Genomic DNA, 11,830 nt, shown 5'->3' with positions numbered 1-11,830 from the left:
GTGGGAACGCTGCCTGCCCGCACTGGCCGAACGGCATCGTGTGAGGGTGGTCGACCTGCGCGGACACGGCACCTCTCCGGCGGCGGCTCCCGGGGTGTCCCTGCCGGAGCTGGCGGCTGACGTGGCGGCACTGCTGGACGGCCCCGCACACCTCGTGGGCTTCTCTCTGGGCGCCCTGATCGCGCAACAACTGGCCGCTGTGAGGCCCGAGTTGACGGCTTCACTCACCCTGGTCAGCTCGGTCGCGGGACGATCACGGGAGGAGCGGGCGGCGGTGGCGCGGCGCCGGGAGCGGGCCGTGGCGGACTTCGAGGCGTCGGCGCTCGCGGCGGTGGATCGCTGGTTCTCGCCGACGTGGCGGACCAGTGAGCCGGAGCTGGCCCGGTCGGTCCTCACCACCCTGCTGAAGAACGACCGCACGTCGTACCTGGCCTGCTACGACGTGTTCGCCACCGCGGACGCGGCGCTGTGGCCCCGCCTGCCCGACATCACGGCACCGACCCTCGCGGTGACAGGCGAGGACGACCCCGGCTCGACCCCGGCGATGTCCCGACTGCTCGCCGAGAGGATCCCCGGCGCCCGCGCGGTGATCGTGCCAGGGACACGTCACCTGCTCCCACTGGAGCGCCCGGAGGACCTCGTCGAGGCGATCCTTCACCACACGGAGGCGATGACAGCGCCCCGTTAGGGGGCCGCGTCGACATGCGGCTCCGCCGCGTGGCCGCGAGCAACCACACACAACCCGCAGCCGAGGAGCAGCCCGTATGACCCCACTCCCTCGTCACCAGCACTACATCGCCGGCGAATGGACGGCCCCCGCCTCCGGCGAGTACTTCGAGAGCGTCAACCCGACCACCGGCCGGCCCTGGTACGAGGCGGCCGACGGAACCGCCGAGGACATCGACCGCGCCGTCAAAGCCGCCCGAACCGCCTTCGAGGACCCGCGCTGGCGCGACCTCAGCCAGACCGGACGAGGCCGCCTTCTGCGCAACCTCGCGGAGCTCATCGGCGAAAACGCGGCGGAGCTGGCCCGCACCGAAACCCTCGACAACGGCAAGCTGCTGCGCGAGATGCGCGCCCAACTCGCGGGTCTCCCCGAGTACTTCCATTACTACGCCGGACTCGCCGACAAGATCCACGGCGAGGTCATCCCGGGCGCGAGTCGCGACCTGCTCAACTACACCCTGCGCGAGCCGGTGGGCGTGGTCGGCGCGATCACCCCCTGGAACTCCCCTCTCCTGCTGACCGCCACGAAACTCGCCCCCGCACTCGCCGCCGGCAACACCGTGGTCGTCAAGCCGTCCGAACACACCTCGGCGTCCCTGCTGGCCCTCGCCCCGCTCTTCGAGCAGGCCGGCTTCCCGCCTGGCGTCGTCAACGTGGTCACCGGATACGGCGCCACGGCGGGTGCCCCGCTCACCGAGCACCGCGACGTGGCCAAGGTGACCTTCACCGGCTCCACCGAGACCGGCCGCCGTATCGCCCGTACCTGCGCGGACCGCTTCGTACGCTGCACTCTCGAACTCGGCGGCAAGTCACCCAACATCGTCTTCCCCGACGCCGATCTCCCCTCCGCGGCCATGGGTGTGGTCGCCGGCATCTTCGCCGCCGCCGGCCAGACATGCGTGGCGGGCAGCCGCGTGCTTGTGCACCGGGACGTCTACGACGAGATCCTGGAGCGGGTGACGGCGCGAGCCGCCAGTATCCGCATCGGCGACCCCCTGGAGGACACGACCGAGCTGGGCCCGCTGGCCCTGGCCGACCAGCTGGCGAAGGTCGAGTCGTACGTCGAGCTGGGTCTGTCGGAGGGCGGCAAGGTGGTCTGCGGTGGAGCGCGGCCCGTGACCGGTCTCGGCGGCTGGTTCTACTCCCCCACGGTCTTCACCGGCACGGACAACTCGATGCGCATCTGCCAGGAGGAGATCTTCGGTCCGGTCGCCACGGTCATGCCGTTCGCGTCCGAGGAGGAGGCCCTCGCCATCGCGAACGACTCGGTCTACGGTCTGGCCGCGGGCGTGTGGACCCGGGACGTCAACCGTGTCCACCGCATGGCGGCGCGCCTGGAGGCGGGCACCGTCTGGGCCAACACGTACCGGTCGATGTCGCCGATGTCACCGCGCTCGGGCTTCAGGAGCAGCGGCACGGGCGTCTAACACGGCACGGAGGTCATCCGGGAGTACACCCGGCTGAAGAGCGTGTGGGTCAACACGAGCGAGGAACCTGTGGGTGATCCCTTCGTCCTGCGGTCATGAGCCGCCTTGCATGGCAGAAGGCAGTGCCTGGGACGGTTGACGCCACACACCTCCCCGCATTACGTTCACGTACCATGCAACAACCCAGTGGGCGAGCGCGGAAACCGCTGCAGCAGACCAGCATGCAGGCCAGGGTCGCCGAAGAGCTGCGCCAGATGATCATCAGTGGGGAGCTGCCGCCGCGTTCCAGCCTGTCCGAGATGGCACTGTCGGAGACGTTCGGCGTCAGCCGCACCCCCATCCGCGAGGCGCTCAAACAGTTGCAGATCGAGGGTCTGGTGGAAGTCCGCCCACGGGTGGGCACCTTCGTCGCCGTGCCGTCGCGGCGCGAGATCACCGAGCTGTTCCAGATGAAGGAACTGCTGGAGGGCGCCGCGGCCCGGCTGCTGGCGTTCCGTGGCAACGTCCCCGAGGTGGCCCGCATCGAGGAGAACATGCGGCAGGCCGACGAGGCCGTCCACGCGGGCGACGCCGAGCGGTACGCGCAACTGGTCCACGAGTTCCACGACCTGATCGTCATCGGCGCGGACAACTCCAAACTGGAGGCGCACTACCGCACGCTCATGAACCAACTGGGCGAGTCCGACCACGAGCACCACCGCGTCCTCGACCTCATCCTCGCCAAGGACGGCGACGGCGCGGAACGCGTGATGCGCGAGCACGTCAGCCGCAGCCACCAGGCCCTCATGGCGGGCATGGACGAACGACGGCAGCAGAGTTGAGGATCGGCCGGGGCACACCCTGCACGGACTGGCGGCGGGCCCGAGCAGCCGGTCCGCGGAGTCGAACAGCCGGCCGCCGGCGAGTGCGGCGCGCCGGTCGCTGACGCATCCGCTGTCCAAGATCAGGCGTGAGCTTCAGTCACGGCTCTGGTGCGTCCGGGTCCTGGACCGCGTGGAGACGGTCGTTGCCGTTCCGCCGGATCAGCCGGCCTGGATGAGGTGCTCGGGGACCCAGGTCCCGTGGATGCCGCTGCGCAGGCGGAGGGGGAGATGGAGAGTGGCCACAGGACCGGCGGCCAGATCGGCGGTGTCGAGGATGAGCAGGTCGTTCAGCATCGTGGTCCAGTTGTTGGCCAGGGCCAGGAGATAACCGTCGCCCTCGGGCGCGTCGTCGCTGCGGGGCACGAACACAGGCTCCTGGAAGGTGCAGTGTTCGGGCAGGACGTACTGGCCGGTGGCCTGCTGCTTGTCGAAGTCATAGCGGATGATCATGTTGAGGGCCTGTATGCCGTCAGCGCTCTTGTGCTCGTCACCGATGACACGCGCCCCCGTGAACCCGATGCGGTGCCGGCCCGTTTCCACGCGGTCGTCGATGAGCGGGAACTCGGCGAACTCCGGCTGAAGTAGCTGCTCTTCGAAGCCCTTGCCGTCGTCGGCCGCGTAGTCGGCCGTCCAGCGGGTGATCCTGGACACGCCCTTGGTGACGTCATAGACGATTGTGTCGGGGTACAGGAACGGGGCCGGCTGAGCCTCTGCGACGCAGCCGTCGATGTGGATCGTGGTGCCTTCGTTGTAGGCGTTGAAGAAGTGGTAGGCGAACCGGGCCGGGCCGCGGTACCAGCGGATCAGGTCTGCGGTGCCGTAGCGCGGCATCACTCCCAGGCAGGTTTCCTTGGACGGGTCCCACTGCCAGTGCGGCCCGCCCGCCTTGAGCCGGTCGAGGTCGGCGGCGTTGGGCATGACCGGGAAGATCACATAGTCCTGGGTGACGACGAAGTCGTGGATCATGCTGGTGTACGGGGCCTTCAACCACACCTCGTGCAGGACCTTGCCGTGGGCGTCGAGGACGTAGTACGCGATGTCCCGGCTGGCGAGGCCCTTCGCCTCGAACCCGAAGGCGAACATCTCACCTGTCACGGGGTCGACGCGTGGGTGGGCGGTGAAGGTCGGGCTGCTGACTCCACCGTCGAAGTCCCATTCGCCGTAGGTCTCCAGGGAGTCGGTGTCGAGTCGCGTGGGGCGGGCGTCCTCCTTCAGGACCAGGAGCTTCCCGGCGTGGAAGACGACGCTGGTGTTCGCCGCTCCCCGGTTCCTGCCCGCCACCGTGACGTGGTCGGTGTAGGGGTTGCGGTAGGCGCCGAACAGCGAACGGCGGGCGGCGCGTTCCAGCTTCAGCTTCTCGGTCTGCACATAGCGGCTGCGGTAGTCGACGTGGCCGTCGGCGAAGGTGAACATGCGCAGCATGCCGTCGCCGTTGAAGGGGAGGTCGTCGCCCGTGCGGTTGGGGAAGGCCGGGTCGGGAGCGATCTGGTAGTAGCGGCCGCGCAGGTCGCGGGGGATCTCTCCGTCGGCCTCGATCTCGCAGATGTCGGCCTCGACGCGCGAGGGGGTCGACCAGCCCGAGTACACCGGCTGGTCGGGGAACCGCATGCCCGTGCGGCTGGGGGAGGGCGTGGACGGCGCTGTCATGGATGACCTCCGGGAGGTTGCTAGACTTCTAGAGACTTGAGGTGACTAGAAGGCTCCCGAAACCGATATGTCAAGACACTGGCGGGCAGGAAATGAAGTGTGAGTCCCTTGTGAGGGTGCTGGTGACGAAGGCAGAGTGGTGCCCGTGACACAAGATCCGGCCGCGCAGCGCCACGGCGAACGTCTGGCCGCCGCCTCCGGCTTCGACCTGCCAGACGTTGACCCGCACCTGGCATCCACGTCGGTGGGCTTCAACCTGGTCCGGGTCGCGAAGAAGATCGAACGCGACATCGAAACCAACTTCGCCCGCCCCGCCGGGCTGACCTTCGCCGGCTTCCGGCTGATGACGACGCTCAAGTACGACGGTCCGATGTCCCCGCGCAGACTCGCCGACCTGCTGAGCATCTCCACCGCGAGCGTCACCTCGGCACTGCACACCCTGGAACGGGTCGGCCTCCTCACCCGAACACCCCAGCCCGACGACGGACGCATGCTCGTCATCGCCCTCACCGAGCAGGGCGAGACCGTCATCGACGAGTTTCTGCACTGGTGGACCACACATCGCCAGAAGAGCTGGCTGGAACACCTGACCCCCGACGAGGAGGTCACCCTCGCACGCCTGCTCGCCAAAGTCTCCCGGCACCAGCCCCAGCCGCTCGCCGAACGACAGCGACGGCTTGTTCCGCCGCAGTGACGTTCCCAGCGAGGGGGTGTCGGTCGGCGGGGAGAAGCTGACCGCTCGGTGCACACGTGTCGAGGTGAGCACCAGCATGGCCGGCCTGGGCGGCATCCTCGGTGCAGAGTTGCTGGCTGCTCCCGGCGGCGACATGGCTGTCATCGGCGCCCTTGGCCGCCTTGCCGGCTTCGGCGACTCCGTCTGGTGAGCATCCGCTGCTGCGAGGATTCACGGCGATTCCACGATGGCAAGCACGTCGGGGGCAGGTGTGACAGCCAGGCGGTCCTCGCCCTCGCCCGCCGCCGTGTCAACGTCCTCTGAGCCCTCCCAAAGCTGTACGGGAGGGCGTGTGCACTGAGACCGGCCAGCCACGCCAGACCGAGAGCACTTCCGGTGCGTCGCGCACGATCTGGACGACCCGGTCGATCGTGGACGCCGGCGCGGGTGTCGCCTCCCCGCGCAGGACGCGGGCGGCGCACTCCGTCGTCGGCCACGACCGCTCAGCGCGGCGTCAACTACCTGCACAGGCCGGACTCCGCACAGCGGCCGTCCTCCACGCGACGTTGCGGGATATGTCGAAGGGTGTAGAACGGCTGTACTACTGTCTCACGATGACGACGAGATCAGCAGGTCAGGTGCCCCGGCGAGGTTGAAGTTAAAGCTCAGGCCCGGTTGCGTCCGGTGAAGAACTCACGGATGGGATCCATGCTCGGCTCCAGGCCGGCGTCCACGAGTCCCTTGCGCAGGGCGGCCATCTGGCTGTCCTGGAGGCGCATCGTCGGCTGGCGGAGCGGTCCGCCGTTGTACCCCTGCAACCAGCCCTGGAACTTCCAGGCCTGGCGGTTGAGGACCGACCCACCGTGCAGGGTCCCGAACAGTGCGGCCTTGGTCTTGCGGGCGGGGTGCAGCTGCCAGTAGATCGCCGTCGCCTCGTCATGCTTCCCGTCGCGCAGCAGTTGCATGACGCGCGGGATCATCGGGCCGAAGTACTCGTGGTCGCTGGTCGCCGACAACTGAATGGGCATGACCTGCGACAGAGGGATCAGATCGCCCTCGATCGGCACCGATATGACCACCTCGTCGCCGAAGAGCCGGTTGCACTCGACGGCGCTCTGGATGTTGGGGTATCCGCCTTCGGCCTTGATGACCGCGATGTTGGGGATGTCGTCGATCAGACGGCGGATCAGCCGGGTCGGGAGATCGGAGGGGTGGATGCGAGCGCCGAAGTTCCAGATGGTCATCGGGAACAGGATGATCCCGAGGTTCGTGGCCTCGCAGACCGCCTTGGTGTAGTCGTAGATCTCCTGCTCGGACTCCGGGTAGAAGTTGGGCGGGTAGGCCAGCAGCACCAGGTCCGCTCCCGCCGCTTCGGCACCACGGACCGCTTCGAGGTTCTGCTCGAGGTCGTTCCAGCTCGCGTGGTGGACGACGTAGAAGCCGTCGCCGGCCTCGTCCTTGGAGATGCGGAGGAACTGCAGGTACTCGTCGAGGGTGATGCTGATCTCGGAGACACCGAGGGTGCCGATGAAACCATGTTCCTTGGCGAGGCGGACGTCGTGGCGGACGGCTCGTTCGTTGACGGCCCGCAGGTCGCCGGTGAACGAGGGGATGGTGCAGTTGACCGCGCCGACAAGCTTCTCGCGGGCCCAGTCACGTGCCTCGGCACGGGTGTATGCGGACATGTCTGTCCCTTTCGTTCGTCGTGTGCGTTGAGTCCGAGGCGGTCTACCGGGCACCCGCGCCTTCCCAGGAGAGGTACTTCATCTCCAGGTACTCGTCGATGCCGTGGACCGAGCCCTCACGCCCGAGGCCCGACTGCTTGATGCCGCCGAACGGTGCGACCTCGTTGGAGATCAGCCCCGAGTTGATGCCGACCATGCCCGCCTCGATCGCGGCGGAGACCCGCCAGATCCGCTCGGCGTCGCGGCTGTAGACGTAGGCCGCGAGTCCGTACTCGGTGTCATTGGCCATGCGGATCGCGTCCGCCTCGTCGACGAACCGGATGAGCGGGGTGACCGGACCGAACGTCTCCTCCCGCGTGATCTTCATCCCGGGGGCCACGTCGGCGAGCACGGTCGGCTGGAAGAAGAACCCGCCACGTTCGTGGCCCGACCCGCCGCACAGGACGCGTGCGCCGTGGCCGGTGGCATCGGTGATGTGTTCCTGGACCTTGTCGACGGCGGCGGCATCGATGAGCGGCCCCTGCTCCGCGCCGGGTTCGAAGCCGTCGCCGACGGTCAACTCGCTGACCCGCTTGGCGAGTTCCTCGGCGAAGCGGTCGTAGATGCCGGACTGGACGTAGACCCGGTTCGCGCTGATGCAGGCCTGGCCGGTGTTGCGGTACTTGCTCGCGAGGACGCCCTCGACAGCCGTCTCGAGGTCGGCGTCGTCGAAGACCAGGACCGGCGCGTTGCCCCCGAGCTCCATCGAGACCTTCTTCACCGTCTGCGCGCACTCGGTGAGCAGGACGCGTCCCACCTCGGTCGAGCCGGTGAAACTCACCTTGCGCACCGCCGGGTTGCCGGTCAGCTCCGGACCGATCTCACGGGCATTGCCCAGGACGACGTTGAGGACGCCCGCCGGGACACCGGCGCGTTCGGCGAGTTCAGCGAGCGCGAGCGCGGTCAGCGGCGTCTGGGCGGCCGGCTTGACGACCATGGTGCATCCGGCGGCGAGGGCCGGCGCGGCCTTGCGCGTGATCATGGCCGCCGGGAAGTTCCAGGGTGTGATGGCGACGCACACGCCGACCGGCTCCTTGAGTACGAGGACGCGGCGTGACGGTTCGGGGGCCGGGAAGATGTCGCCGCGCACGCGCTTCGCTTCCTCGGCGAACCACTCGATGAACGACGCCGCGTACGCCACCTCGCCACGTGCTTCCGCGAGCGGCTTGCCTTCCTCCAGGGTGATCAGGCGAGCGAGATCCTCCGTGTGTTCCGTCACGAGCTCGAACCAACGGCGCAGGACCTGGGCCCGCTGCTTGCCGGACCGGGCACGCCAGTCCGGGAGCGCGCGCCCGGCCGCCGCGATGGCATCGGCCACCTGGGCCCGGCTCATGGACGGCAGATCCGCGATCGTCGCGCCCGTGGAAGGGTTGTCGACGGAGAACCGCCCGGACTCCCCGTGACTGACCCAGCGTCCGTCGACGTAGGCCGACTCCTGGAAGAGCGACTTCTCGCTGAGGACTTCTGCGGCTGCGGTCTCGGTACTCATAAGGCCTTCTTCTTGTCCCTGGGACATTCGATACGTTTCGGAAAACGGAGCGCGGTACGCGGCAGAGTCCGGCCGTGAAGGCGGCCCGGGGGATGAACGGCCGTCCGGCCTACACTCCTGGTGTGGACCACGAGCACCCGGACAACGAGGACCTGCACTTCTGGTCGTTCATCGATCATGCGATCAGCCGCGCGAGCCGTGAGCTCCCCGGCGTCGATCCGCTGGCGATGCGGTTGGTGCTCACCCTCCACCGGGCCGCGAACATGCTGGTCTACGACCTGGAATCAACCATCCACCGGCCCCGCGGCTGGTCGTGGCCAGGCTTCCGTGTGCTGTTCGCGATCTGGCTGTCGAGCCCCGTCGAGGCGAAGAAGGTCGCGGAGCTGTCCGGCATGAGTCGCGCGGCCGTGTCGGCGCTGGTGAACACGCTGGAGCGGGACGGTCTCGTCACCAAGGCGCGTGCCCCGCACGACGGACGCGCGGTCAACCTCAGCCTCACCGAGAGCGGTCTGCACGCGATCACCTCGGCTTTCCAGGCGCACAACGAACGTGAGCAGGAATGGGCCGGCTCGCTCAGCGCGGACGAACAGCGGACGCTGATTTCACTGCTGGAGAAGCTCACCACCCACTCGCTGCAGTTCGAGGTCAAGCAGCGGACATGACGGCTGCTACCTGCAGAGGTTTCGCTGCGACCCGAGTCCGGTGATCTCGCTCTCCATCACATCGCCCGCCTGCAGGAAGCGGCCGTAGTGCGAGCCGTTGCCCTGCGGAGAACCAGTGATGATCATGTCGCCCGGCTGCAGCGTCACCCGGTGCGAGATGTACGAGATGAGGGCCGCGATCCCGAAGATCATGTCGTTGGTGTTGCCCTTCTGCATGACCTTGCCGTTGAGCCGGAGCGTGATGTCCAGGTCCTGCGGGTCAGGCACGAAGCGCGCCGGCACGACGTAGGGGCCCGTGGGGTAGAACGTGGGCTGGTTCTTCGCCCGCATCCAGTCGGTGCCCATCATCGGGATCTCCGGGCGGGGCACCAGGCTGCGCGTCGTCAGGTCGTTGCAGATGGTGTATCCGGCGACGTGCTCCAGTGCCTCGTCACGGCTCACCTCGCGTGTCTCGCGTCCGATGACCACGCCCAGCTCGAGTTCCCAGTCATGGTTCTCACCGAGGGAGGGCAGGATCACGTCGTCGTACGGGCCGCTGATCGCGGACGGGACGCCCACCCACACATAGGGCTCGCCGTGGGCGGCACGCTCGTCCATCTCCCGGGCGGCCTGCTCGCGCAGCTCCTCCTCGGTGGCGTCCGCCTTTCCCAGGCGGTGCGCCACGGTGATCTGGATGACGTGCTCGCGATAGTTGGCCCCGGCGCCGAAGATCTGGCCCGGTGGCTGGACCGGGGCGAGCACAGTGAGCTCCCCGACCGGCCGACCTTCGCCCTCGGGTGCGTCGGCGAGGGACTGGAGCGCGTCCAGCGATGTGTCCCAGTCGGCGAGCAGGAGCGATGTGGTCGTGGCTGCGGGCAGGACGGTCCGGGTGTCGTACACCCTGTCGTTCACGACGATGCCGGGGAACGGACCGGACGGTCCGTCGGCGAACGTTCCCAGTGAGAAGGGGGTCTGGCTCATGGTTTCCTCATGCTTTCCGGCGGGTGTGGGCGAACTCCGCGTACTCCTGGAGCAGTGCGCTGTCGTCCACCGCGCCCAGGTCCACGACGTCGTTCAGGGAAGCTCCCTGCAGCAGGCGCTTGACCGGCACCTCGATCTTCTTGCCCGTGCGGGTGTGCGGGATCGCGCGCATCGGCACGACCTCGTCGGGCACGTGGCGCGGTGACAGCTCTTCCCGGATCACCTGGTTGATTCGCTGCGTCACCGCTTCGACGTCGGCGTTCTCCTGGAGGGCGACGAACAACGGCATGTAGTAGGCGTCCTCGCCCAGTTCGGCGCCCACGACGAGGGCTTCGCGCACCTCGGGCAGCGCCTCGACGACCCGGTAGATGTCCGCGGGCCCCATGCGCACGCCCTGCCGGTTCAGGGTGGAGTCCGAGCGGCCGTGGATCACACTGCTGCCGTCGGGCTCGAACTCGATGAAGTCCCCGTGCCGCCAGGCTCCGGCATACACGGAGAAGTAGCTCTGCCGATAGCGCCGGCCGTCCGAGTCGTTCCAGAAGCGGAGCGGCATCGAGGGCATCGGCTGCGTGATCACCAGCTCGCCCCGCTTGCCGACCACGGGCTCGCCGTCCTCGTCCCACGCTTCCACGGAAACGCCCAGAGCGGGCGCCTGGATGCGGCCCACACGGACGGGCAGCGTGGGGGCTCCGCCGACGAAGATCGAGCACACGTCGGTGCCGCCGCTCATGGACGTCAGCCACACGTTGCCGAGCCGGTCGTAGACCCAGCGGAAGCCGTCGGTGGACAGCGGTGATCCGGTCACCTGCACCGTGCGCAGTGCCCCGGTTTCCGGGGCGAGGCCGGCCTTGAGGCAGGCGTGCAGGTATCCGGCGCTGACGCCGAGCGTGTCGACGTCGTGTTCGTCCGCGACGCGGAAGACGCGGCCGAGGTCGGGGCGGACCGGGTTCCCGTCCAGCAGGACGATCGTGGCTCCGACCGCGAGCCCGGAGACCAGCATGTTCCACACCACCCAGCTGGTGCTGGCGACGGTGAGATAGCGGTCACCGGCCCGTAGGTCGGAGTGCAGCCGCAGGACCTTGAGGTGTTCCAGGAGGACACCTCCGTGGCCGTGCACGATGCCCTTGGGTGCCCCGGTGGTACCGGATGAGAACAGCACCCACAGCGGGTGGTCGAAGGGCAGCTCGTCGAACTCCGGCTCGCCTCCTCCCGCGGCGATCGTGCCCCAGAGCGACACGGGGCGGTCCAACGTAGGCAGGCTTCCGGGATGGAGGTGATCCACCCAGAGCACGTGCTCCACCGATGGCAGCCGGTCGAGCAGGGTGCGCATCTCGTCCGTGCGCTCGTGCGTCCGTCCGCCGTGGTGGTAGCCGTCCGTGAGCAGCAGCACCTTGGGCTCCAGCTGGGCGAACCGGGAGGTCACCCCGTCCGCGCCGAACTCCGGGGAGCACACCGACCAGACGGCCCCCACCGCCGCGCAGGCGAGGAGCCCTACGACGGCCTCCGCGCGGTTGGGCAGGACGGCGGCCACCCGGTCGCCGTGGGCCACACCCATCCGGCGCAGCGCGGCGGAGACGGCGGCGACCTGGCTGCGGAGTTCGGCTCGCGAGAGCTGGTGGGACGTGCCGTCGTCGTCCACGACGACGAGCGCCTCGTCCG

11 protein-coding genes are annotated in these 11,830 nt (G+C 68.5%); 6 read left to right on the top strand and 5 right to left on the bottom strand.

The features are described from left to right. The 3 genes from JF597_RS04725 to JF597_RS04715 all read left to right on the top strand — a co-directional run. Positions 1 to 688: alpha/beta fold hydrolase (locus tag JF597_RS04725; RefSeq protein ID WP_293989286.1), on the top strand; the 688-nt coding region annotated here is incomplete at its 5' end. 76 nt (positions 689 to 764) lie between these two features. Continuing rightward, positions 765 to 2,153, top strand: a complete 1,389-nt coding sequence (locus JF597_RS04720) for an aldehyde dehydrogenase (RefSeq protein WP_293989284.1) — start codon at positions 765 to 767, stop codon at positions 2,151 to 2,153. 173 nt (positions 2,154 to 2,326) lie between these two features. After that, positions 2,327 to 2,974, top strand: a complete 648-nt coding sequence (locus tag JF597_RS04715) for a GntR family transcriptional regulator (protein WP_293989281.1) — start codon at positions 2,327 to 2,329, stop codon at positions 2,972 to 2,974. Between the two features lie 201 nt (positions 2,975 to 3,175). Here JF597_RS04715 and JF597_RS04710 read toward each other — a convergent pair whose 3' ends face one another. After that, entirely contained in the window at positions 3,176 to 4,663 is a 1,488-nt protein-coding gene (locus tag JF597_RS04710) for a carotenoid oxygenase family protein (RefSeq protein WP_293989278.1), read from the bottom strand. Between the two features lie 145 nt (positions 4,664 to 4,808). On the opposite strand from JF597_RS04710, the gene JF597_RS04705 reads away from it, so the two are divergent. Together JF597_RS04705 and JF597_RS04700 are read left to right on the top strand one after the other, a co-directional pair. Next, the gene (locus JF597_RS04705) at positions 4,809 to 5,357 is read left to right on the top strand and encodes a MarR family winged helix-turn-helix transcriptional regulator (protein WP_293989273.1); all 549 of its coding nucleotides are present in this window, start codon (positions 4,809 to 4,811) and stop codon (positions 5,355 to 5,357) included. Between the two features lie 64 nt (positions 5,358 to 5,421). Beyond that, on the top strand, positions 5,422 to 5,547 hold the full coding sequence (locus tag JF597_RS04700; protein ID WP_293989270.1) for a hypothetical protein: 126 nt from the start codon (positions 5,422 to 5,424) through the stop codon (positions 5,545 to 5,547). 454 nt (positions 5,548 to 6,001) lie between these two features. Here the strand turns inward: JF597_RS04700 and JF597_RS04695 are convergent, their stop codons facing one another. Together JF597_RS04695 and JF597_RS04690 are read right to left on the bottom strand one after the other, a co-directional pair. Next, complete coding sequence (locus JF597_RS04695; protein ID WP_293989267.1) at positions 6,002 to 7,021, bottom strand: dihydrodipicolinate synthase family protein; 1,020 nt, start codon at positions 7,019 to 7,021, stop codon at positions 6,002 to 6,004. Positions 7,022 to 7,064: 43 nt separating this feature from the next. Next, the gene (locus JF597_RS04690) at positions 7,065 to 8,549 is read right to left on the bottom strand and encodes an NAD-dependent succinate-semialdehyde dehydrogenase (RefSeq protein WP_293989264.1); all 1,485 of its coding nucleotides are present in this window, start codon (positions 8,547 to 8,549) and stop codon (positions 7,065 to 7,067) included. A gap of 122 nt (positions 8,550 to 8,671) precedes the next feature. On the opposite strand from JF597_RS04690, the gene JF597_RS04685 reads away from it, so the two are divergent. Further along, a complete protein-coding gene (locus JF597_RS04685) occupies positions 8,672 to 9,211 on the top strand; it encodes a MarR family transcriptional regulator (protein ID WP_293989261.1) in 540 nt (179 codons plus the stop codon). Positions 9,212 to 9,217: 6 nt separating this feature from the next. Here the strand turns inward: JF597_RS04685 and JF597_RS04680 are convergent, their stop codons facing one another. Continuing rightward, the gene (locus JF597_RS04680) at positions 9,218 to 10,171 is read right to left on the bottom strand and encodes a fumarylacetoacetate hydrolase family protein (RefSeq protein ID WP_293989258.1); all 954 of its coding nucleotides are present in this window, start codon (positions 10,169 to 10,171) and stop codon (positions 9,218 to 9,220) included. A gap of 7 nt (positions 10,172 to 10,178) precedes the next feature. Beyond that, on the bottom strand, positions 10,179 to 11,830 hold a 1,652-nt coding region (locus tag JF597_RS04675; RefSeq protein WP_293989255.1), incomplete at its 5' end, for an acetoacetate--CoA ligase.

This window comes from Streptomyces sp. (genome assembly GCF_019510245.1).
Taxonomy (GTDB): domain Bacteria; phylum Actinomycetota; class Actinomycetes; order Streptomycetales; family Streptomycetaceae; genus Streptomyces.
Note: the sequence above shows the minus strand (reverse complement) of the source record. Positions and strands in the feature narration are given on the sequence as shown.